Annotated in this window: 19 protein-coding genes; 12 read left to right on the top strand and 7 right to left on the bottom strand. The window is 70.7% G+C overall.

From position 1 onward, the window contains the following. Positions 1 to 44: 44 nt before the first annotated feature. From OHT57_RS40295 to OHT57_RS40280, 4 genes are all read right to left on the bottom strand, one after another. Positions 45 to 1067: a TolB family protein gene (locus OHT57_RS40295; protein ID WP_328751786.1), complete on the bottom strand. Its 1023-nt coding sequence runs from the start codon at positions 1065 to 1067 to the stop codon at positions 45 to 47. After that, entirely contained in the window at positions 1064 to 2404 is a 1341-nt protein-coding gene (locus tag OHT57_RS40290; protein WP_328751785.1) for an MFS transporter, read from the bottom strand. The genes OHT57_RS40295 and OHT57_RS40290 overlap by 4 nt, the downstream gene beginning before the upstream one ends. A 5-nt stretch (positions 2405 to 2409) precedes the next feature. Continuing rightward, positions 2410 to 3300: an alkaline phosphatase family protein gene (locus OHT57_RS40285; RefSeq protein WP_328751784.1), complete on the bottom strand. Its 891-nt coding sequence runs from the start codon at positions 3298 to 3300 to the stop codon at positions 2410 to 2412. Between the two features lie 210 nt (positions 3301 to 3510). Beyond that, positions 3511 to 4425 (bottom strand): helix-turn-helix transcriptional regulator, encoded by a 915-nt coding sequence (locus OHT57_RS40280; RefSeq protein ID WP_328751782.1) that lies wholly within the window; start codon positions 4423 to 4425, stop codon positions 3511 to 3513. Positions 4426 to 4571: 146 nt separating this feature from the next. Between OHT57_RS40280 and tkt the strand changes: the two genes are divergently transcribed. The 8 genes from tkt to OHT57_RS40240 all read left to right on the top strand — a co-directional run bounded on the left by tkt (position 4572) and on the right by OHT57_RS40240 (position 15029). Continuing rightward, positions 4572 to 6647: a transketolase gene (tkt, locus tag OHT57_RS40275; protein ID WP_328751781.1), complete on the top strand. Its 2076-nt coding sequence runs from the start codon at positions 4572 to 4574 to the stop codon at positions 6645 to 6647. 19 nt (positions 6648 to 6666) lie between these two features. After that, positions 6667 to 7812: a transaldolase gene (tal, locus tag OHT57_RS40270; RefSeq protein WP_328751780.1), complete on the top strand. Its 1146-nt coding sequence runs from the start codon at positions 6667 to 6669 to the stop codon at positions 7810 to 7812. Next, a complete protein-coding gene (gene zwf, locus OHT57_RS40265) occupies positions 7809 to 9368 on the top strand; it encodes a glucose-6-phosphate dehydrogenase (protein WP_328751778.1) in 1560 nt (519 codons plus the stop codon). Before tal ends, zwf begins: the two co-directional genes overlap by 4 nt. Then, positions 9365 to 10300 carry a glucose-6-phosphate dehydrogenase assembly protein OpcA gene (gene opcA, locus OHT57_RS40260; protein ID WP_328751777.1) on the top strand — a complete coding sequence of 312 codons (936 nt, stop codon included), beginning with the start codon at positions 9365 to 9367 and terminating at the stop codon, positions 10298 to 10300. Before zwf ends, opcA begins: the two co-directional genes overlap by 4 nt. Beyond that, positions 10293 to 11945, top strand: a complete 1653-nt coding sequence (gene pgi, locus OHT57_RS40255) for a glucose-6-phosphate isomerase (RefSeq protein WP_328751776.1) — start codon at positions 10293 to 10295, stop codon at positions 11943 to 11945. The genes opcA and pgi overlap by 8 nt, the downstream gene beginning before the upstream one ends. 10 nt (positions 11946 to 11955) lie before the next feature. Beyond that, positions 11956 to 12834: a phosphogluconate dehydrogenase (NAD(+)-dependent, decarboxylating) gene (gnd, locus tag OHT57_RS40250; protein WP_328753462.1), complete on the top strand. Its 879-nt coding sequence runs from the start codon at positions 11956 to 11958 to the stop codon at positions 12832 to 12834. 6 nt (positions 12835 to 12840) lie between these two features. Beyond that, positions 12841 to 13428: a histidine phosphatase family protein gene (locus tag OHT57_RS40245; protein ID WP_328751775.1), complete on the top strand. Its 588-nt coding sequence runs from the start codon at positions 12841 to 12843 to the stop codon at positions 13426 to 13428. 137 nt (positions 13429 to 13565) lie between these two features. Continuing rightward, entirely contained in the window at positions 13566 to 15029 is a 1464-nt protein-coding gene (locus OHT57_RS40240; RefSeq protein WP_328751774.1) for a membrane-associated oxidoreductase, read from the top strand. Positions 15030 to 15036: 7 nt separating this feature from the next. Here the strand turns inward: OHT57_RS40240 and OHT57_RS40235 are convergent, their stop codons facing one another. Further along, entirely contained in the window at positions 15037 to 15912 is an 876-nt protein-coding gene (locus OHT57_RS40235; RefSeq protein ID WP_328751773.1) for a shikimate dehydrogenase, read from the bottom strand. Between the two features lie 150 nt (positions 15913 to 16062). Between OHT57_RS40235 and OHT57_RS40230 the strand changes: the two genes are divergently transcribed. The 3 genes from OHT57_RS40230 (at position 16063) to OHT57_RS40220 (ending at position 18434) form a co-directional block, all read left to right on the top strand. After that, complete coding sequence (locus OHT57_RS40230) at positions 16063 to 16728, top strand: TetR/AcrR family transcriptional regulator (protein ID WP_328751772.1); 666 nt, start codon at positions 16063 to 16065, stop codon at positions 16726 to 16728. 128 nt (positions 16729 to 16856) lie between these two features. Then, positions 16857 to 18197 carry an MFS transporter gene (locus OHT57_RS40225; RefSeq protein ID WP_328751771.1) on the top strand — a complete coding sequence of 447 codons (1341 nt, stop codon included), beginning with the start codon at positions 16857 to 16859 and terminating at the stop codon, positions 18195 to 18197. A 111-nt stretch (positions 18198 to 18308) separates the two neighbouring features. Beyond that, positions 18309 to 18434, top strand: a complete 126-nt coding sequence (locus tag OHT57_RS40220; RefSeq protein WP_328751770.1) for a hypothetical protein — start codon at positions 18309 to 18311, stop codon at positions 18432 to 18434. Positions 18435 to 18555: 121 nt separating this feature from the next. On the opposite strand, the gene OHT57_RS40215 is transcribed toward OHT57_RS40220, so the two are convergent. Continuing rightward, positions 18556 to 19491, bottom strand: a complete 936-nt coding sequence (locus OHT57_RS40215) for a serine protein kinase RIO (protein ID WP_328751769.1) — start codon at positions 19489 to 19491, stop codon at positions 18556 to 18558. Positions 19492 to 19790: 299 nt separating this feature from the next. Further along, the gene (locus OHT57_RS40210; RefSeq protein WP_328751768.1) at positions 19791 to 20201 is read right to left on the bottom strand and encodes a VOC family protein; all 411 of its coding nucleotides are present in this window, start codon (positions 20199 to 20201) and stop codon (positions 19791 to 19793) included. 449 nt (positions 20202 to 20650) lie between these two features. Here OHT57_RS40210 and OHT57_RS40205 point away from each other — a divergent pair, with 449 nt between their 5' ends. Next, entirely contained in the window at positions 20651 to 21877 is a 1227-nt protein-coding gene (locus OHT57_RS40205) for a serine hydrolase domain-containing protein (RefSeq protein WP_328751767.1), read from the top strand. Positions 21878 to 21887: the final 10 nt, after the last annotated feature.

Genomic DNA, 21887 nt, shown 5'->3' with positions numbered 1-21887 from the left:
CGCTGCCCCGCAAGGCCCGAGCGGTCTCGCGGGGCAGCGTCGTGTCACCCCAGATAGGCGGGGGCGACCGCGGAGGTCATCAGGCGGCGGGCCCTACCGGTGCCGTCGGCGGGGACGGTCCACAGGTCCGAGCCGTAGTCGCCGGGGAGGGCGTAGACAAGGGTGTCGCCGTCGGCCCACAGTGCCTGGTCGTCGATGGTGCGGGACTCGGCGGTCGCGGTCTCCTTCATGGTGCGCAGGTTCAGGACGTACAGGCGCCAGGGGGCGTCCGGCGAGGCTCCCTTGACGCGCTTCTTGTACGCGACGCGGGTCCCGTCCGGTGAGAGGGAGGGGCATTCGACGTTGGGGTGCAGGGTGGTGAGGGTGCGTGCGGTGACGTCGCCCCGCACGAGGTAGGTCCGGCCGCCGGTCGCCAGCGTCGCGTAGAAGCGGTGGTCGTCGGCGAAGGTGACGCCCCAGATGTTGGTGTCCGGCGCGTGGTAGGTCCGGCCGTCCTTGATGACGTGGAAGGTCTCCAGGTTGTCGTCGGCGGCCCAGGTGCGGGTGTCGACGATGGAGGTACGGGTGGAGAAGTTCGTTCCGGCGTACGAGTCCCCGCTGACGAACACCGTCCAGGCGACCATGTGTCCGGAGGGCGAGACCCGGGCCCGGGTGGGGATGCCGGCGGCCGGGAAGCGGTGCTCGACGCGCAGCTGCGCGTCGAGCACCACCGCGCGGTAGGTGTCCTGCAGCGCGCCGTGCACGGCCTGGAGGCAGATGCCGGTGCCGGCGGCCGCATGGAAGCGCAGGCACTTCACGCCCGACGCGGTGCGCGGGCCCTGCGGATCGTCGGCGGGGACGGTGGCGATCTCGTCGCGGTGCGGGCCCCAGGCCAGGTTCCGCACCAGCAGCCTGCGTTCGGCTGTCGGGCGCAGCGAGACGGTGCCGGCCCGCACGGCCGGTCCATCCGCCTGCTGCCGGTCCCGCATGCCCGAGCGATGGGCGGCGTACAGCACCGACCCGGTGCCGACCGCGGCGAGCACCACGACGGCGACAAGAAGGGTCACCAGACGGGTCGTTCGGGTCATGCGGACACCTCGTCGGGGGTGGTGGGGGCCTCTTGGGGGGCGGCAGGGGCCACTTCCGTGGGCCGGAAGACGAACGAGGCCACGACGGCAGCGGCCGCCAGCGCCGTCGCGGTGGCGGCGAGTGCGGTCCGCCCGCCCCACAGGCTCCAGGCCGCGCCGAAGGTGAGGGAGCAGACGAACCGGGCCAATGCCTGGCCGGTGCCGACCAGGGCCTGGCCCGCGCCCTGGTGCTGTGCCGGTACGACTCCCGCGGTGGCGGCGGCGAGCACGCCATCGGTCGCCGCGTAGAAGGTGCCGTGCAGCACGAGGAAGGCGATCACGGCCGGGACGCCGTGCCATGGGGAGAGCACGAGGCCATAGCCGAGCAGCAGCACACCGTGGCCGGCGAGGAAGAGCCTGCGGCGGCTGACGCGGTCGGCGAGTGCCCCGAGCGGGACGGCGAGCAGCAGGAAGAAGGCGGCGGTGCCCAGCGGCAGCAGCGGGAACAGGTGGGCGGGCAGGTCGCCTTGGCGCTGGAGCAGCAGATACAGGAAGGAGTCGCTGACCGTGGTCAGGCCCAGCAGGCTCGCGCACACGGTGAGCCGCCGCAGCTCCGGACGGCGCAGCAGCCCGAGGGAGTCCCGGAGCAACGGCCGTTCCCGCTGCGGCGGTTGTACGGCGGTCGCCTGGGTGCGGTGGCCGGGCACGAAGAGCACGAGCACCAGGACGCCGAGTACGGCCACGCATCCGCTGACCGCGAAGACCGCGTCGTAGCCGTCGACGGTGGCCCGCAGCACGGCGAAGGCGGCGAGGGGGCCGAGCAGCGCGCCGGTGGTGTCCATGGCGCGGTGCACCCCGAACGCCCGTCCCCGGTGGGCGGGTTCGGTGGCGAGCGAGATCATCGCGTCCCGTGGAGCGGTGCGCAGTCCTTTGCCGGTGCGGTCGACCGCGAGCACGGCGCTGAGCACGGGGAGGGTGTGGGCGAGCAGCAGCAGTGGCTTGCACAGCGCCGACAGTCCGTAGCCGAGGCCCGCCACGGCCTTGTGCCCGCGGCCTCCCCGGTCGGCGAAGTGGCCGCCGACCAGCCGGACCAGGGCGCCCACGCCGTTGTTGATGCCGTCGAGGAGCCCGAAGCCGAGGGGCGAGAGACCGAGGCCCACGACCACGTACAGCGGCAGGACCGCTGTGACCATCTCCGAGGAGACGTCCGTGATCAGGCTGACCGCGCCCAGGGCCAGCACGGTGGCGGGCACGGCGGCCGGCCGCCGCCCCGGACGGGAGTCCGGGACGACGGCGGCCTCGGTGGTGCGGGAATCCGTGCTGCGGGGATCCGTGCTCCGGGAGTCCGCGAGGTACACAGGCGTCAGTTCCAGATGCCGGTGATGTCGGAGGCCGAGGCGGCGTTGCCCGCGTGGGCACTCAGACCGGCCAGGTCCTCCACCGTGCGCAGCACGTTGTAGTGGTTGTAGGTGGTGGAGCTGGTGCTGCCGGCCGCGACGTGCTGCCCGTAGAAGAGGGTGGGGATGCGGTTGCCGGACAGCTTGTTGTCCTCGTCGAAGGTGACCGCGAGGATGCTGTTGTGGGTCGTGGCCCAGGTGGCGTAGGCGCCCAGGTTGTTCTTGATCCAGGTGTCGCCCGTGGAGACCGAGCAGTCGTGCATGTCGCTGCACAGGTTCGGGACGACGAAGGAGACCTTGGGCAGGGTCGTGTAGTCGGCCGGGAACTGCGCGAAGGTCTTCGCGGTGCTGGTGGGCACGTTGGAGAAACCGAACCACGGGTTGTGCTTCTGCGCGTAGGTGCCGCTGCTGCAGGTCGTCGAACCCTGACTGGGCAGCGACTCGTTGTAGCTCGCCCAGGTCTTCCCGGCGGCGATCAGCTCGGAGGCGAGGTTGGCGGCGGAGAGGGAACCGACGCCGACGCAACTGTCGTCGGTGCGGCCCTGGTTGGAGCCCGAGAACAGCATGTAGTAGTTCGGCTCGCTCGGGTGGGTGAGGCCGTAGGACTGGGTGAGGTCGGCGCCACCGGCCTTGAGGGTGTTGTTGAGGTAGGGGGCGCTGGAGCTGCCGATCACCTGCGAGTAGGCGTGGTTCTCCATCACCACGACGACCACGTGGTCCGGGGTGGGCAGAGCGGCGGCCTGCGCGGTGGAGGCAGTCGCGGCCCACACTCCGACCGAGGCGGCGGTGAGGGCGAGGGCTCCGGCAAGCGCGGAGAGGGAACGTCGGTTGCGCTGAGGTGCCTTGACGGCGGCCATGACTGTCCTCCGGACAGTAGTGACGGACGTGCGTGGGGGGAGCGGCGCCGCAACACTAGGGATGCCGGGCCGGGTCCGGGTGAAGGCCGGGCGAACCATTGGTCTCGCCGGGCAAAGATCCCCCCACACACAGGTCATGCACAGCAAAGGGCACACCAAATGGACATGACAAACCTCGCGACGGCGGTGAGCTCGGCGATCACCGCGGCCTCAGAGCAGCTCCGCCCGGAACGCCGCCGGCGTCAACTCCGTGTGCTGCTGGAAGAACTTGGAGAAGTTCGCCGCGTCGGGGAAGCCGACCGCCGCCCCCACCCGCCCGATCGGCATGTCGGTGTGGGCGAGCAGCCGTTTCGCCTCCAGGACGACCCGCTTGTCGATGAACCCCTTCGGCGTCTCCCCCGTGGCCGCGCGCACCGCGCGGACCAGGGTCCGGCGGGAGTAGCCGAGCGCGTCCGCGTACGCGCTGACACTGTGGTTCGTGGCGAAGCCCTTCTCCACGGCGTCCCGGAACAGGGTGAACGTCGACTCGGTCCGGCGCCCGGCCTCCGCCGAGCTCGTCGCGAGATGGGCCAGTCGGAGCAGGAACGCCGTCAGGCAGTGGCGCAGTACCGCGGTGTGCAGGTTCAGCGGAAGGGTCGCCGTGTCCTCGTACTCCCGCTGGAGCTGGGACAGCGCCGCCGTGAGGCCCGCCAGCTGGGCTACGGAGGGGCGCAGCAGCGGCGGGAGGTCGTAGCGGTACAGCCCCGTCGCCTCGACCGTGGCGCGTGGCAGGAACCCGGGCTGCATGGTCAGGGCGGTTCCGCGGTACTCGCTCGTCGGCGAGAAGCGGTGGACCTGGCCGGGGCGGATCCACAACAGGTCGCCCGCCGTCGCCTCGTACTCGGCGAAGTCGATCATGTGGCGGACGGGGCCGCCTTCGACGAGCATCACGACATGGAAGTCGATGCGGTGCACGCGCTCCAGCGGGGCATCCGCATGCCAGGTGCGCTCGGTGCCCATCGGGCCGACCTGCATGCCGACTCCGCCCACACTCAGCTCGATGGGGAAGGGAAACGTTCTGATCCCGTCCACTCCACCGTCACCGGCTCCGCCCTGGACGGAGTCTTGGATGGTTCTGTCCACCATGTCCTTCTCGTGCCGCCTGCCTGGAGCGTTCCGTGTCCCACTTTCACCACAGGCTGGCACACCGCGACCTTCCCCCGTAAAAGTCAGACTTTTAAGTTTGAACACGTCAGACCAGCTACTTCGCTCCGATCGAGGACTTCTTGAAGATGAGCACGCAGACACCGGACAGCTTCGAATGGACCGAACTCGACCGGCGTGCCGTCGACACCGCCCGCCTGCTGGCGGCCGATGCCGTGCAGCAGGTCGGAAACGGCCACCCCGGCACCGCGATGGCCCTGGCCCCTGCGGCGTACACGATCTTTCAGAAGGTGATGCGTCATGACCCGGCGGATCCCGAGTGGACCGGGCGTGACCGCTTCGTCCTCTCCCCCGGCCACACCTCGCTGACGCTCTACACCCAGCTCTTCCTCTCCGGGTACGAGCTGGAGCTCGACGACCTGAAGGCCTTCCGGACCCACGGTTCCAAGACGCCCGGTCACCCCGAGTACGGGCACACGGCGGGTGTCGAGACCACCACCGGGCCCCTCGGGCAGGGCGTCGCCAACGCGGTCGGCATGGCGATGGCGGCCCGCTACGAGCGCGGCCTCTTCGACCCCGACGCCCCCGAGGGCGAATCGCCCTTCGACCACACCGTCTGGGCGATCGTCTCCGACGGCGACCTGCAGGAGGGCATCTCCGCCGAGGCCTCCTCCCTCGCGGGCCACCAGCGGCTCGGCAACCTGGTCTTCGTCTACGACGACAACCACATCTCCATCGAGGGCGACACCGCGACCGCGTTCTCCGAGGACGTGCTGAAGCGCTACGAGGCCTACGGCTGGCACACCCAGCGCATCGAGCCCGGCGCCGACGGCGACATCGACGTCCACGCGCTGCACGCGGCCCTGACATCCGCGCGGGCCGAGACCGGGCGCCCCTCGATCATCGCGATGCGCACGATCATCGCCTGGCCCGCCCCGAACGCACAGAACACCGAGGCCGCGCACGGCTCCGCGCTCGGTGCCGACGAGGTGGCCGCGACCAAGCGGGTCCTCGGCTTCGACCCCGAGCGCACCTTCGAGGTCGCCGACGAGGTGCTGGCCCACACCCGCGGGGCCCTGGACCGCGGTGCCGAGGCGCACGCGGCCTGGGACAAGCAGATCTCCGGATGGCGCGGCGAGCAGCCCGAGCGCGCGCGGCTCTTCGACCGGGTCGTCGCAGGTCAGCTGCCCGAGGGCTGGGAGTCCTCGATCCCGGTGTTCGAGGAGGGCGGGTCCGTGGCCACCCGGGCGGCGTCCGGCAAGGTGCTCCAGGCGCTGGGCCCGGTACTCCCCGAGCTGTGGGGCGGCTCCGCCGACCTCGCCGGATCCAACAACACGACGATCGACAAGACGTCGTCCTTCCTGCCGAAGGGCAACCCGCTGCCCGAGGCCGACCCGTACGGCCGAACCGTCCACTTCGGGATCCGCGAGCACTCGATGGCCGCGGAGATGAACGGCATCGCGCTGCACGGCAACACGCGCGTCTACGGCGGCACCTTCCTGGTGTTCTCCGACTACATGCGCAACGCCGTGCGCCTGTCCGCGCTCATGCAGCTGCCCGTCACCTACGTCTGGACGCACGACTCCGTCGGTCTCGGCGAGGACGGTCCCACCCACCAGCCGGTCGAGCACCTCGCGTCCCTGCGTGCCATCCCGGGCCTGAACGTCGTCCGCCCGGCCGACGCCAACGAGACGGCGCTCGCCTGGGCCGAGATCCTCCGGCGGCACGCCACGAACCCGGCCCCGCACGGCCTCGCGCTCACCCGCCAGGGCGTGCCGACCTACGCCCCGAACCCGGACGCCGTCAAGGGCGGTTACGTCCTGCGGGACGCCTCGACCGGGACCCCGGACGTCGTCCTGATCGCCACCGGTTCCGAGGTCCAGCTGGCCGTCGCCGCGCGCGAGCGGCTGGAGTCCGAGGGGGTCGGCACCCGGGTGGTGTCGATGCCGTCCGTGGAGTGGTTCGAGGAGCAGCCGCGGGAGTACCGGGAGAGCGTCCTGCCGCCGTCCGTGCGGGCCCGGGTCGCGATCGAGGCCGGTATCGGCCTGACGTGGTACCGGTTCACAGGGGATGCGGGACGCATCGTCTCCCTCGAACACTTCGGCGCCTCCGCCGACGCGAAGGTCTTGTTCGCCGAATACGGCTTCACCGCCGAGAACGTCGCCGCGGCAGCCAGGGAATCGCTGGCCGCAGCGCGTGGTTGATCCGACCGCCAGAAAGAAGATGATCACTGTGACCGAAGCGACCGCGACCGCGGGAGCACTCAAGCGCCTGTCCGACGAGGGCGTCTCCATCTGGCTGGACGACCTGTCGCGCCGGCGGATCGAGTCGGGCAACCTCGCCGAACTCGTCGCCACCAGGCACGTGGTGGGCGTGACCACCAACCCGTCCATCTTCCAGGCCGCCATCGGCTCCGGTGAGGGCTACGACGAGCAGCTCGCCGACCTCGCCGTGCGGGGCGTCACGGTCGGCGAGGCCGTACGGATGATGACGACCGCCGACGTACGCGCCGCCGCCGACGTCCTGCGGCCCGTGTACGACGCCACCGGCGGCCGGGACGGCCGGGTCTCCATCGAGGTCGACCCGCGGCTGGCCCACGACACACCGGCGACGATCGCCGAGGCCAAGCAGCTGGCCTGGCTGGTGGACCGCCCGAACGTCATGATCAAGATCCCGGCGACCAGGGCCGGTCTCCCGGCGATCACCGAGGTCATCGGCCTCGGGATCAGCGTCAACGTCACGCTGATCTTCTCCCTGGAGCGCTACCGCGAGGTCATGGACGCCTACCTCGCCGGTCTGGAGCAGGCCGCCGCGAAAGGCCTGGACCTCGCGACGATCCACTCCGTGGCCTCCTTCTTCGTCTCCCGCGTCGACTCCGAGATCGACAAGCGGCTGACGGTGCTGGGCACGGACGAGGCCCTCGCGCTCAAGGGGAAGGCCGCACTCGCCAACGCGCGCCTCGCGTACGAGGCGTACGAGGAGGTCTTCACCGGTCCGCGCTGGACCGCCCTCGGCGGCGCCCGCGCCAACAAGCAGCGCCCGCTGTGGGCCTCGACCGGCGTGAAGGACCCGGCGTACAAGGACACCCTCTACGTCGACGACCTGGTCGCGCCCGGCACCGTCAACACCATGCCGGAGGCCACCCTGAACGCCACCGCCGACCACGGCGGCATCACCGGCGACACGGTGACCGGCGGCTACACGCAGGCCCGCGCCGACCTGGGTGCCGTGGAGGCGCTGGGGATCTCCTACGACGAGGTCGTACAGCAGCTGGAGGACGAGGGCGTGGCCAAGTTCGAGGCGGCCTGGCAGGACCTGCTGGACGCCGTCACCAAGTCGCTGAACAGCAAGGGGGTCGACGGGGAATGACCGAGCTTCCCGCCATTGACGCACTGTCCGCCGACGACTGGGACAACCCGCTGCGCGATCCCCGCGACCGCAGGCTGCCCCGTATCGCCGGTCCGTCCGGGCTGGTCATCTTCGGCGTCACGGGCGACCTGTCCCGCAAGAAGCTGATGCCGGCCGTCTACGACCTCGCCAACCGCGGCATGCTGCCGCCGGGCTTCTCGCTCGTCGGGTTCGCCCGCCGGGACTGGGAGGACGAGGACTTCGCGCAGATCGTGCACGACTCGGTGCGCGAGCACGCGCGGACCGAGTTCCGTGAGGAGGTCTGGCAGCAGCTCGCCGAGGGCATGCGGTTCATCCCGGGCGACTTCGACGACGACACGGCGTTCAAGCAGCTGCGCGGCACCGTCGACGAGCTCGACAAGGCCCGCGGCACCAGCGGCAACTACGCCTTCTATCTCTCCGTACCGCCGAAGTTCTTCCCGAAGGTCGTCCGGCAGCTCAAGAAGCACGGGCTGGCCGACGCGCCCGAGGGCTCCTGGCGGCGCGCGGTCATCGAGAAGCCGTTCGGGCGTGACCTGAAGAGCGCCCGCGAGCTCAACGCCCTGGTGCACGACGTGTTCGAGCCGGACCAGGTGTTCCGCATCGACCACTACCTGGGCAAGGAGACCGTCCAGAACATCCTGGCGCTGCGCTTCGCCAACCAGATGTACGAGCCGATCTGGAACCGGTCGTTCGTCGACCACGTGCAGATCACGATGGCCGAGGACATCGGCATCGGCGGCCGGGCCGGCTACTACGACGGCATCGGCGCGGCCCGTGATGTCATCCAGAACCACCTGCTCCAGTTGATGGCGCTGACCGCCATGGAGGAGCCGGCCGCCTTCGACGCCGAGTCGCTGCTCACCGAGAAGCTGAAGGTCCTCAGGTCCGTGAAGCTGCCGGAGGACATCGGCGCGCATGCCGTGCGCGGGCAGTACGCGGGTGCCTGGCAGGGTGGCGAGAAGGTGCTCGGCTACCTGGAGGAGGACGGCATCGACGCGTCCTCCACGACGGACACGTACGCGGCCGTCAGGCTGAACGTCGACAACCGCCGCTGGGCGGGCGTGCCGTTCTACCTCCGCACCGGCAAGCGTCTTGGGCGCCGGGTCACCGAGATCGCGGTCGTCTTCCAGACGGCCCCGCACTCCCCCTTCGACCACAACGCGACGGAGGAGCTCGGCAAGAACGCGATCGTCATCCGCGTCCAGCCCGACGAGGGCATGACGGTCCGGTTCGGGTCGAAGGTGCCGGGCACCTCGATGGAGATCCGGGACGTGACGATGGACTTCGCGTACGGCGAGTCCTTCACCGAGTCCTCGCCCGAGGCGTACGAGCGCCTCATCCTGGATGTCCTCCTCGGGGACGCCAACCTGTTCCCCCGTCACCAGGAAGTGGAAGAGTCCTGGAAGATCCTCGACCCGATCGAGGAGCACTGGGCGAACCACGGCCGGCCGGCGCAGTACGCGTCGGGCACCTGGGGACCCGAGGAAGCCGACGAGATGCTCGCACGAGACGGACGGAGCTGGCGCAGGCCATGAAGATCGACCTGACCGACACCACGGCAAGCAAGATCAACAAGGCGCTGGTGCAGGGGCGCCGCGCCATCGGAACCCCCGCCGTGGGCATGGTCCTGACGATGGTGATCGTCACGGACGAGGAGAACGCCTACGACGCGATCAAGGCGGCCGAGGAGGCCTCGCACGAGCACCCCTCGCGCACCCTGGTCGTCATCAAGCGGCACGCCCGCACCGCCCGCGACCGGATGGCGTCCAAGCTGGACGCCGAGGTCCGGGTGGGCGCCGACGCCGGCACCGGCGAGACGGTGATCCTGCGCACCTACGGCGAGGTGTCCGACCACGCCGACTCGGTCGTGCTGCCGCTGCTGCTGCCGGACGCGCCCGTCGTGGTGTGGTGGCCGGTGGACGCGCCGGAGAACCCCGCGAAGGACCCGCTGGGCGCACTGTCCCAGCGCCGGATCACCGACCTGTACGCCGTGGAGAACCCCCTCGCCGTCCTCGCGACCCGGGTGCGCTCCTACGCCCCGGGCGACACGGACCTCGCCTGGACCCGGCTGACCCCGTGGCGCTCGATGCTGGCGGCCGCCCTGGACCAGGCCCGCGCACAGATCCTCTCCGGAGCCGTGGAGGCGGAGGCCGACAACCCGGCCGCCGAACTGCTCGCGCGCTGGCTGGAGGCGCGGCTGAAGGTGAAGATCGACCGGGTCGTCACGGCGGGACCGGTCGTCACGGCCGTGCGCCTGGCCACGGCGAACGGCGAGGTCGTCATCGACCGCCCCGAGGGCCCGCTGGCCACGCTGTCCCTGCCGGGTCAGCCCTCCCGCACCCTCGCGCTGAAGGTCCGCACCACCTCCGAACTCATCGCCGAGGAGCTTCGCCGCCTCGACGCCGACGAGATGTACGCCGTGGCCCTGCGGGGCGAGGGCACCAAGGAGACCCCTGCTCATGTCTGACTCCCCCCTTGTGACGCGCCGACCCGAGTGGACCGCGCTGGAGGACCACCGCGCCGAGCAGCACGCGCATCTGCGTGAGCTGTTCGCGACGGACCCGGGGCGCGCGGAACGGTACGTCGTGCGCGTCGGCGATCTGCGCATCGACTACTCCAAGCACCTCGTCACCGACGAGACCCTGGCCCTGCTCCAGGAACTGGCCGCCGCCACCGATGTGTTCGGGCTGCGGGACGCCATGTTCCGCGGTGAGCGGATCAACATCACCGAGGACCGGGCGGTCCTGCACACCGCGCTGCGCGCCCCCGCGAACGCGGTCGTCGAGGTCGACGGCGAGAACGTCGTGCCGGCCGTGCACGCCGTGCTCGACAGGATGAGCGACTTCTCGAACCGGGTCCGCTCCGGCGAGTGGACCGGCCACACCGGCCGGCGCATCAAGAACGTCGTCAACATCGGCATCGGCGGCTCCGACCTCGGTCCCGCGATGGCCTACGACGCCCTGCGGGCCTACACGGCACGGGAGTTGACCTTCCGTTTCGTGTCCAACGTGGACGGCGCCGACCTGCACGAGGCGGTCCACGACCTGGACCCGGCGGAGACCCTGTTCATCGTCGCGTCCAAGACCTTCACCACGATCGAGACGATCACCAACGCCACCTCGGCCCGCACCTGGCTGCTTCGGGGCCCGAACGGACTGGGCGACGACAAGGCCGTCGCGAAGCACTTCGTCGCCCTGTCGACGAACGCCGAGAAGGTCACGGACTTCGGCATCGACCCGGACAACATGTTCGAGTTCTGGGACTGGGTCGGCGGCCGCTACTCCTTCGACTCGGCGATCGGCCTCTCGCTGATGATCGCCATCGGCCCGGACCACTTCCGGGCGATGCTCGACGGCTTCCGGATCGTCGACGAGCACTTCCAGAACGCACCCGCCGAGGCCAACGCCCCTTTGCTGATGGGCCTGTTGGGCATCTGGTACGGCAACTTCCACGGCGCCCAGTCGCACGCGGTGCTGCCGTACTCCCACTACCTCTCGAAGTTCACCGCCTATCTCCAGCAGCTGGACATGGAGTCCAACGGCAAGTCGGTGGACCGTGACGGCAACCCGGTGGAGTGGGAGACCGGTCCGGTGGTGTGGGGGACGCCCGGCACCAACGGGCAGCACGCCTACTACCAGTTGATCCACCAGGGCACCAAGCTCATCCCGGCCGACCTGATCGGCTTCGCGCGGCCCGTCGACGAACTCAGCGACGAACTCAAGGCGCAGCACGACCTGTTGATGGCCAACCTGTTCGCACAGGGACAGGCGCTCGCCTTCGGCAAGACCGCCGAGGAGGTGCGCGCGGAGGGCGTGGCCGAGGCCCAGGTCGCACACCGCACCTTCCAGGGCAACCACCCCACGACCACCGTCCTGGCCCGCGCACTGACCCCCTCGGTGCTGGGCCAGCTGATCGCCCTCTACGAGCACAAGGTGTTCGTCCAGGGCGCGGTCTGGAACATCGACTCCTTCGACCAGTGGGGCGTCGAGCTCGGCAAGGTCCTCGCCAAGCGCGTCGAGCCCGCCCTCACCGAGGGCGCCGACGTCCCCGGCCTCGACTCCTCCACCACCGCCCTGGTGGCCGCCTACCGTGAACTTAAGGAAGTGCGCTGACATGACAGTGATGCAGCTCGGCCTCATCGGCCTGGGCAAGATGGGCGGCAACATGCGCGAGCGGATCCGCCGCGCCGGCCACACCGTCACCGGCTACGACCGCAACCCCGACGTCTCCGACGTGGCGAGCCTGTCCGAGCTGGTCGACCAGCTCGAAGCGCCGCGTGTCGTGTGGGTGATGGTCCCGGCCGGGGCCGCGACCCAGTCCGTCGTGGACGAGCTGGGCGAGCTCCTCTCCCCCGGTGACACCGTCGTCGACGGCGGCAACTCCCGCTGGAGCGACGACGAGAAGCACGCCGAGGAGCTCGGCACCAAGGGCATCGGCTTCGTCGACGCGGGTGTCTCCGGCGGCGTGTGGGGCCTCCAGAACGGCTACGCCCTCATGGTCGGCGGCGACGCGGAGCACGTCGAGCGGCTCCAGCCGATCTTCGAGGCGCTCAAGCCCGAGGGGCCGTACGGCTACGTCCATGCGGGCAAGGTCGGCGCCGGGCACTTCTCCAAGATGGTCCACAACGGCATCGAGTACGCCATGATGCAGGCCTACGCCGAGGGCTGGGAGCTGCTGGAGAAGGTCGAGTCGGTGGACAGCGTCCGGGAGGTGTTCCGCTCCTGGCAGGACGGGACGGTCATCCGCTCCTGGCTGCTGGACCTCGCGGTCAACGCCCTCGACGAGGACGAGCACCTGGACAAGCTGAAGGGCTTCGCGCAGGACTCCGGCGAGGGCCGCTGGACCGTGGAGGCCGCCCTCGACAACGCGGTGCCGCTGCCCACGATCACGGCGTCGCTGTTCGCCCGGTTCGCGTCCCGTCAGGACGACTCCCCGCAGATGAAGATGATCGCGGCGCTGCGCAACCAGTTCGGCGGCCACGCCGTCGAGTCGAAGGAGTAGTGCGCCGTGGGGGACCTCCTGCTGGTCCGCCACGGTGAGACGGAGTGGAGCGCGTCGGGACAGCACACCAGCTGGACCGACCTGCCCCTCACCCAGCGCGGTGAGGAACAGGCCAAGTCCCTCGCTCCGCTCCTCTCGGGCCGGACCTTCTCGCTCGCGCTGACCAGTTCGCTGGGCCGCGCCGTACGGACGGCCGAACTGGCGGGCATCAACGGGGCCTTGATCGACCCCGACCTCCACGAGTGGGACTACGGCGCCTACGAGGGCGTCACCACCGTGGACATCCACCGCACCCGGCCCGACTGGTTCCTGTGGACCGACGGTGTGCCGCCGGGCCCCGAAGGACACCCCGGCGAGTCCTCCGAGGAGGTGGGGCGGCGCGCCGACCGGGTCCTGGCCCGGGTGGACACCGCCCTCCCCGACGGCGACGTGGTCCTCGTGGCCCACGCCCACTTCCTGCGTGTCCTGACGGCCCGCCGCCTGGAACTCTCCCCGGCCGAGGGCCGCCTGTTCCAGCTGGCGACCGGCACGGTGAGCCGGCTGTCGACGGAACACGACCGTCCGGTGATCGCGGAGTGGAACGCCAGGCCCTGACCTGACGGACGGCCCGGGTCGCCGTGTCCGCCGGCTCGCTCACCACCCGCGGTGGGACGAGGCGGTCGATGCGGTGGCCCGGGCCGCGCGCTGTGCCTGGTTGACAGTCGCGCACGGTGGCGTCAGAGTCGCCGCTGATGGAGATCGACAATATGACGCCGGCCGAACTGCGGGTGTGGCGTGCCTTCCCCCGGGGCGAGGCCATGGACTTCCGTGCGGCCGAGGACGAGGACGCGGCGGAAGGCGCCGACTGGGGCCCCGAACGGACCGTGCGGGCACGGGTGTTGCGCGCGCTGATGCTCAACGGGCCGCAGGAGGAGGGCGAGATACCCGCCCTCAAGCTGGCGGGAGCCCGGATCACCGGCGTGCTCGGCCTCCAGTACGGGACGGTCGACCACGCCGTACGGCTCAGCGGGTGCTTCTTCGACGACGTGCCGCTGCTGTACGGCTGCCGGCTGCGCCAGTTGAACCTCAGCAACTCCGTGCTGCCCGGACTCACCGCCGCCACGATGCGGGTGGAGGCCGTCCTGCGGCTGACGGACTGCCGGGTGCTCGGGCCGGTGCGGCTCGGCGGGGCGCAGATCGCCGGGGCGCTGTTCATGGACCGCGCCGAGATCACCGCGGTCGGCGCCAACGAGCCCGCGCTCCAGCTCAACCACGTGAGCATGGGCGACGACCTGTGGGCGCCGGGGCTGCGGGTGCACGGGGAGATGCGCCTCAACGGCGCCACGATCGCCGGGTCCGCCAACCTCGACGACGCCCGGCTCAGCCACCCGGGCGACATCGTCCTCGACGCGCAGACCCTCGTCGTGGAGGGCGACTTCCGTCTGCGCCGGGTGCACACCTTCGGCTGGATCGGTATGCGGGGCGCCCGGATCGCGGGCCGGCTCGACTTCTCGTACGCCCACCTTTCCAATCCGGGCGACGCGGCGCTCAGGGCGAACAGTTCCACCATCGGGGAGCTCTGGCTGCGCAAGGGGCCACCCATGCAGGGCACCCTCAGTCTGCGCCGCGCGCAGATCGACGACCTGTTCCTGGAACCCGAAGTGGTGCCGCAGGAGGTGCAGTTCAACAAGCTCGTCTACACCTCGCTCACCCCGCAGGAGCCCGCCGAGCGCAGACTGCCGATGCTGGAACGGGACCGCGAGGGCTATGTCCCGCACGCCTACGAGCAGTTGACCGCCGCCTACCGCCGGATCGGCGACGACCGCGCCGCACGGCTGGTCCAGCTGGCCAGACAACGCCGGCAGCGGACCACACTGCCCTGGTACGGCCGTCTGTGGGGTCACGTCCAGGACGCGACCGTCGGCTACGGCTTCCACCCGCTGCGTGCCGGCGCCTGGCTGGTCTCGCTGCTCGCCGTCGGCACCGTCGCCTACGGTCTGCACCACCCGCCCCCGCTCAAGGCGGACGAGGCTCCGCACTTCAACGCGCTGTTCTACACCCTCGACCTGCTGCTGCCGGTGATCTCCTTCGGCCAGGAAGACGCCTTCGCCCCGCAAGGGTGGTACCAGTCGCTGTCGTACACCCTGATCATCGCGGGCTGGATCCTCGCGACGACCGTTTTCGCCGGTGTCACCAGGACCGTCAACCGACAGTGAAACGGGGCTACTTGGGTGCCCCGACGGCGCCCGCCAGCTCCGTGATGTCCGCCAGCATCCGGGCGGCGTCCGGCTCGCGCCCCGTGAACAGCCGGAACGCGTCCGCGGCCTGGAAGACGGCCATGCCGCCGCCGTCCAGAGTGGCGCACCCCAACGCGCGGGCCGTGCGCAGCAGTTCGGTCTCCAGCGGACGGTAGACGACCTCGGCGACCCACAGTGCGGGGCGGAGCAGGTCGGCCGGGAAGGGCAGGCCGGGGTGGGCGGCCATGCCGGTGGGGGTGGCGTGCACGATGCCGTCGGCGTCGGCGAGCAGTCGGGACAGCCGGTCGGGGGTGGCCGCGGTCGCGCGTCCCTCGCCGAAGGCGCGGTTCAGCGCGGCGGCGAGATCCGCGGCACGGTCGGCGAGCGCGTCGACGACGGTGACCCGTCCGGCGCCCAGGGTGAGCGTGGCGTGCGCGACGGCCGCGCCCGCGCCGCCCGCGCCCAGCTGCACGACCCGCTCCAGGGGCACGTCGGGCAGCCCGCGCGCGAAGGACGCGGCGAAGCCGGTGACGTCGGTGTTGTGGCCGGTCGCTCGGCCGTCCTCGAAGACGACGGTGTTGACCGCGCCGAGCGCCTCGGCCTGCGGGGCGAGCGCGTCCAGGTGCCCGATGACCAGCTGCTTGCACGGGTGGGTGATGTTCAGCCCGTCGAAGCCCAGGTCCCGGGCGGCCCGCACCAGCTCTCCGACCGCCTCGGGGCGGACACCGAGCGCGTCGATGTCGATGAGCCGGTACACATAGCGCAGGCCCTGCCGGTCGGCCTCCCGCTCGTGCAGCGCCGGGCTCAGCGAGGGCCCGATGCCGGCGCCGATCAGTCCGACGAGATACGAGTCCTTGGCCACGCGGACCTCCTGAGCCGACAACTAATGTACGAACTAGTACGTTAGCTATATCAGCCGTACGCCTCCCGGGGAAGGCCCCGACCACGGCACCCCGCCCGCCTTCTAGAATCTGCGGCACCGGCCGCACTCCGAAGGACCCGAGGGAACCCGATGACCAGCGTCGACGAACCGGCACGACAAGGCGGGCGGATCCGCGACGCCGCCCGCACCCAGGCCGAGATCCTCGACGTGGCGACACAGGAGTTCGCGCGGTCCGGCTACGACGGTGCCCGCGTCGACGAGATCGCCGCCCGCACCCGCACCACCAAGCGGATGATCTACTACTACTTCGGCGGCAAGGAGCAGCTCTTCACGGCCGTTCTGGAGCGGGCGTACACCGTGATCCGCGAGGCCGAGCAGGAGCTGGACGTCGAGCACCTCGACCCGGTCGCGGCGATCCGGCGCCTCGCGGAGCTGACCTTCGACCACCACGAGCGGCACCCGGACTTCATCCGTCTGGTCAGCATCGAGAACATCCACGAGGCCGTGCACATCGCCGGCTCCGCGAAGCTCGGCAGGATCGGCTCCCCGGCGCTCGACGTGATCCGCCGCATCCTGGCCTCGGGGCAGGAGTCCGGTCTGTTCACGGCCGACGTGGACGCGGTGGACCTGCACGCGATGATCAGCTCGTTCTGCTTCTTCCGGGTGGCCAACCGGCACACCTTCGGCGTGCTGTTCGGGCGTGATCTGGTCGCCGCCGGGCAGCGGGAGCACTACCGGACCATGCTCGGCGACATGGTGATCGCCTACCTGACGGCGGAACGGTCCGGCGACTGAGGACGTACGGCCGGACCCCTTGACACCCGGGAGACGCGGGCGCAGCATCCCTGGACAACCGCTACTAACTACCCAGTGGGTTAATTAACTGGGTAGCTCCCCGGAGTCCCCCCGAATGGAGCACCGCCGTGTCCGTCCCCGCCGAAGCCGTCGGGCAACCGAAAAAGGCGGCCACCGCCGCCTGGATCGGCAGCGCCCTGGAGTACTACGACTTCTTCATCTACGGCAGCGCCGCAGCCCTGATCTTCCCGAAGGTCTTCTTCGACGAGTCCGACCCGGCGAACGCGACCCTGCTGTCGCTGGCCACCTTCGGTGTCGCCTACGCGGCACGGCCGGTCGGCGCGCTCTTCATGGGGCACTTCGGCGACCGGGTCGGCCGTAAGAAGATCATGGTCTTCACGCTGATCCTGATGGGTGTGTCGACGTTCCTCATCGGATGTCTGCCGACCCGCGGTCAGGTCGGCTCCCTGGCCCCGGTCCTGCTGGTGCTGTGCCGGGTGCTCCAGGGCATCTCGGCGGCCGGCGAGCAGGCCAGCGCCAACTCGATGAGTCTGGAGCACGCGCCGTCGCACCGACGCGGCTTCTTCACGAGTTTCACGCTCAGCGGCACCCAGGGCGGGCAGTTGCTCGCCACGCTGGTCTTCCTCCCGGTCGCCGCACTGCCCGAGGACCAACTGCTGTCGTGGGGCTGGCGGGTGCCGTTCTGGCTCAGTGTCGCGGTCGCCGCGGTCGGCTTCGTGATCCGCCGCAAGCTGGACGAGACACCGGCGTTCGAGCAGCAGACCGCATCCGAGGGGGTCGTGAAGCTGCCGCTCCTGGTGCTGCTGCGGGAGCACTGGGCGGACGTGCTGCGGGTCGTCGGGGGCGCGGTCATCGCCTCGGTCTCCACGATCTTCACGGTGTGGGCGCTGGCGTACGCGACGAGCGACACGGTCGGGATGAGCCGGTCCTCGATGCTGTGGGTGAGCGCGCTGGCCAACCTCGTGGCGCTCGCCGCGATCCCGCTGTGGGCCACCCTGTCGGACCGCATCGGCCGGCGGCCGGTCTTCCTGGTCGGCGCGGTGGGCAGTGCGATCACGATGTTCCTGTACCTCTGGGCGGTCTCCACGGGCAACTACCCGCTGATCCTGCTGCTCGGCATCGTCACCTTCGGCATCGTGTACAGCGCCGCCAACGGGGTGTGGCCCTCCTTCTACGGCGAGATGTTCTCCACCCGCGTCCGGCTGTCCGGTATGGCGATCGGCACGCAGATCGGCTTCGCCGTGGCCGGTTTCGCGGTCACGTTCGCGGCCCGGATCGCCGGGCCCGACGGCACCGACTGGTCCTCGGTGGCCCTGTTCACCTCCGCCCTGTGCGTCCCTCCGGTGATCGCCGCCCTGACGGCCCGCGAGACCCACAAGGTCGCCACGGAGGACCTCGGCACCCGCGCCGCCCGGGAGGCGTCCCGGCGGGAGACGGTGTCGGCCTGATCCGGGGTTTCGACGTCCCCGCTGCGAGCCCCCGGATGCCATGTCGGCGCCGGGGGTTCCGGCGATGGTGGAGGGCGGCCGCGGTGGCGGTTTGCGGATCCGCAAGGCGACATGACGGAGTTCGTCGCGGCGGCCGGCAGCGACCGCCGTCCACGCGAGGTGATGCCGGACGGGCGGCGCAGGTCGACCCGGGTGTTGAGGACCCGGCTGCCGGACGGCGACGAGCAGGACCTGTAGCGGTACGTGACCCGGTCGGCCTGCGACCGGATGCCGGTGCGCCGCCGGATCGCCGCTCGACGTACGATCGCCGGCCGGCCTGAAGCTCCGCCAGGTCCTGAACGCCCTGTGGCCGCCCCGTTCAGAAGGCGTGTGCCATCAGCTCCGCGAACAGCGCGTGTTCGTCGACGTCGAGTCCCCGCGAGCGGAACCAGCCGCAGATGTTGGCGCAGTCGCGCTGGAGAAAGGTCATCCCGTTCAGGTTGCCGACCAGGTCGACGATCTGTGGCAGGTCGATGATGACCAGCCGGTCGCCCGCCGCCAGAATGTTGTATGCCGAGAGGTCGCCGTGCACGAGGCCGCTCTGCACCATGGTCGCGAGCGCGTCGGTGAGCTGCTGGAAGTAGGCCGCCAGCAGTTCGGGCGAGGGTCGTACCTGGGCGAGCCGGGGCGCCGTCTCGACGGTGCCGTCCTCGCCGACGACGGTGATCCACTCCATCAGGATCTCGGTGCCGTCGATCTGGACCGGGTAGGGAACCGGCAGCCCGAGGTTCCACAGACGCACGAGCGCACCCCACTCGGACACGGCCCACTCTCCGGCCGCGACCTGCCTGCCGAAGGTGCTCTTCCGCTTGACGGCCCGTTCGTCACGGGAGCGCTTCATCGAGCGGCCCTCGGTGTAGGACGCGGCACGGTGGAAGGACCGGTGCTCGGGAGAGCGGTACCGCTTGGCCGCCATGACCACGCCGGCGTCGGGGGCGAGCGGGTCGGCGCGCTCGACGAGGTGGACGTCGGCCTCTTTGCCGGTCTTGAGGACGCCGAGTTCGGTGTCGATCGCGCCCTGCGAGGTCACCACCCAGTCGGGGAGCGGCTCGGGGCCTCGGCTGAGGGGTTCGACGCTGAGCCAGGTCGACCAGCGTTGGCCGTCCCCGAGGTCGTCGTAGGGACGGAAGTCGAAGACGAACCGGTCGTCGACGTCGCTCAGATCCTCCGACGGGACGTGGCGGTGAGGGTCGGTGGTGACGTCGTCAGGAAATGCCGGGTGCTGGGGGTACTGCGAGAGATGGTCGTGAGACATCGCTGGAGGTGCTCCATGGGATGAGAGGGGGCTGGTCTGCGGGCAGGCCGAGGACAGTCGTGTTCACGGTCGTGCCTCCTCTCGTGGAGCACCGGGCAGCTCCCGGTGTCCGCCCATGGTGAGGGGCGGACACGGAGAACGGCAACCGAATTAAGGGCCGGCCCGCGTGGAACCCCCAGCGGTGCCGCGACTGCGAGATCCCTGCTTCCCGCAGGACGGCAACGGCGCCATCGACGTGCCGGGGTCAGGAACGTCACCGACCGGTGAGGCCCGCAAGGGCGGTACCCGGCCATCTGTCGTCACGCATTGGACCAGCCCCGCCGGCACAGCACGAGCCGGTATCCGTCCGGGTCCTCCACCGTGACGCCCCACTCGTTCCAGTACGGATTCGGTGACAGCACCCGCTTGCCTCCGTGGGCCTCCAGACGGGCGACCAGGTCCTCCGACACCGGGCCGTCGACGTAGATCACCAGGAGGTCCTCCTCGGTGGGGCGGGGTTCGACGGGGCGGCCCCGCTCGTGGACGAGTTCCAGATGCCAGCCGGCGTCGGGCCAGCCGAGCATCAGCAGGTCGTGCTCGCCGGGTTCGGCACCGCCCTCGGCACGCCATACGACAGCCAGCCCGAGCCCCTCGGCCCAGAACCGCTCGGCGGCTGCCAGGTCCCGGGAAGGGCGGGCGACACGGAGGTGGCTGTGGCCGTCGACGGGCATGGTGACCTCTTCCCTCGGGGTGCGACCGGTCCGATCAGCGTAGAGAGCCGGTGATCCTCGGCGCATCGGCCGTCCGACCTGCTTCCCGGGACGTAGGACCCTCTCCCGGTGCCACGCCCCGTTGACAGATGACGTCGTCGGCAACAGCATCGGCCGAAGCGAGCAGAACGGCACAGCACTGCGCCGACCCACCCGCAGACCACCGCGCACTCCGGCCGGTTTCAGGGACGGCCGGGGTGCGCGGGCCGCACGTCGACTGTCGTCGCGCCGGGTGACGGGGTTCGCCGACGGCACCTCTCGCACCCTCCCCGTGGCCCCCGGCCGTGAAATCGACGGCCGATTTCGGCCGCCCCGCGGAGCGTTGCGGTTTCCTGAGCGACGATGATGTCCGAGGTGGTCCGGGCCGGGTGTACCCGTCCGCACCTCGACGGACGCGACGGAGGAGAGCGATGGCACAGCTGCGGCAAGAGGTCGACCCCGGTGAGGTGGGGCTGGACATGAAGGCGCTGGACCGCCTGGACCAGCATTTCGCCCACTACGTCGACGAGGGCCGGATGCCCGGCTTCCTGGTGTCCGTCGCCCGCGGCGGACGTGTCGCCCACCTCACGACGCACGGCCACCGCGACCTCGCGGCCGGGCTGCCGGTCGAGCCCGACACCCTGTGGCGGATCTACTCCATGACCAAGCCGGTCACCGCGGTTGCCGCGCTCCTGCTGGTCGAGGAGGGCCGGCTGTCGCTGGACGATCCGGTCGCCGAGTACCTGCCGGCGTTCGCCGAGCCGCGCGTGTATGTGGACGGATCCGGCGACACGCTCACGACCCGTCCGGCCGACGGCCCGATACGGGTCCGGCATCTGATGACCCACACCGCGGGGCTGACCTTCGCCTTCTACAACTCCCACCCGGTGGACGCCCTGTACCGCGAGGCGGGCCTGGAGTCGTCCGTGCTGCCGGGCTCGGACCTCGCCCAGACGGTCGCCGTGTACGCGAGCCTGCCGCTGCAGTTCGAGCCGGGCACCCAGTGGAACTACTCGGTCGCCTCCAACGTCCTGGGCCGGGTCATCGAGGTCGTGTCCGGTCAGCCGCTCGACACCTTCTTCGCCGAGCGCGTCTTCGGCCCCCTCGCGATGCCCGACGCCGGATTCTGCGTGACGGACGAACAGGCCGGCAGGCTCTCGGAGTTGTACGGCGAGAAGGACGACGGCACGATCGAGCCGGTCCCCGGGCTGCCGCTGCGGGGCCGCCCCCGTCTGCTGTCCGGCAGCGGCGGTATGGCGGCGTCCGCGTACGACGTCCACCGTTTCGCGGAACTGCTGCGCCGGCGCGGCGAACTCGACGGCACCCGGCTGCTGTCCGCCGAGACGGTGGACCTGATGACCTCCAACCATCTTCCCGGCGGTGCCGACCTGCGCTCCTTCGGCGCCAAACCCGCCCACGACGAGCCCGGCAACGACGGTGTCGGCTTCGGCCTCAGCCTCTCCGTGGTGATCGACCCCGCCCGCACCCCGGCCCCCTCCGGCCTCGGTTGCTACGGCTGGAGCGGGGCGGCGTCCACGACGTTCTGGGTCGACCCGGGCCGCGATCTGAGCGTCCAGTTCTTCACCCAGGTACGGCCGAAGACCCTGAAGCTCTTCCCCGACCTCAAGCGGCTGGTGCACGAGGCGATCGTCGACTGACGCCTGCCGG

Origin of the sequence: Streptomyces sp. NBC_00285 (assembly GCF_036174265.1) — a bacterium.
Lineage (GTDB): Bacteria > Actinomycetota > Actinomycetes > Streptomycetales > Streptomycetaceae > Streptomyces.
This window is presented reverse-complemented; position numbering and strand designations above follow the sequence as displayed.

What these genes read in the sequence shown, in the direction of transcription:
- OHT57_RS40295 (WP_328751786.1), bottom strand. Translation starts at nt 1,067, where the DNA reads ATGACCCGAACGACCCGTCTGGTGACCCTTCTTGTCGCCGTCGTGGTG.
- OHT57_RS40285 (WP_328751784.1), bottom strand. Translation starts at nt 3,300, where the DNA reads ATGGCCGCCGTCAAGGCACCTCAGCGCAACCGACGTTCCCTCTCCGCG.
- OHT57_RS40280 (WP_328751782.1), bottom strand. Translation starts at nt 4,425, where the DNA reads ATGGTGGACAGAACCATCCAAGACTCCGTCCAGGGCGGAGCCGGTGAC.
- tkt (WP_328751781.1), top strand. Translation starts at nt 4,572, where the DNA reads ATGAGCACGCAGACACCGGACAGCTTCGAATGGACCGAACTCGACCGG.
- tal (WP_328751780.1), top strand. Translation starts at nt 6,667, where the DNA reads ATGATCACTGTGACCGAAGCGACCGCGACCGCGGGAGCACTCAAGCGC.
- zwf (WP_328751778.1), top strand. Translation starts at nt 7,809, where the DNA reads ATGACCGAGCTTCCCGCCATTGACGCACTGTCCGCCGACGACTGGGAC.
- opcA (WP_328751777.1), top strand. Translation starts at nt 9,365, where the DNA reads ATGAAGATCGACCTGACCGACACCACGGCAAGCAAGATCAACAAGGCG.
- pgi (WP_328751776.1), top strand. Translation starts at nt 10,293, where the DNA reads ATGTCTGACTCCCCCCTTGTGACGCGCCGACCCGAGTGGACCGCGCTG.
- gnd (WP_328753462.1), top strand. Translation starts at nt 11,956, where the DNA reads ATGCAGCTCGGCCTCATCGGCCTGGGCAAGATGGGCGGCAACATGCGC.
- OHT57_RS40240 (WP_328751774.1), top strand. Translation starts at nt 13,566, where the DNA reads ATGGAGATCGACAATATGACGCCGGCCGAACTGCGGGTGTGGCGTGCC.
- OHT57_RS40230 (WP_328751772.1), top strand. Translation starts at nt 16,063, where the DNA reads ATGACCAGCGTCGACGAACCGGCACGACAAGGCGGGCGGATCCGCGAC.
- OHT57_RS40220 (WP_328751770.1), top strand. Translation starts at nt 18,309, where the DNA reads ATGACGGAGTTCGTCGCGGCGGCCGGCAGCGACCGCCGTCCACGCGAG.
- OHT57_RS40215 (WP_328751769.1), bottom strand. Translation starts at nt 19,491, where the DNA reads ATGTCTCACGACCATCTCTCGCAGTACCCCCAGCACCCGGCATTTCCT.
- OHT57_RS40210 (WP_328751768.1), bottom strand. Translation starts at nt 20,201, where the DNA reads ATGCCCGTCGACGGCCACAGCCACCTCCGTGTCGCCCGCCCTTCCCGG.
- OHT57_RS40205 (WP_328751767.1), top strand. Translation starts at nt 20,651, where the DNA reads ATGGCACAGCTGCGGCAAGAGGTCGACCCCGGTGAGGTGGGGCTGGAC.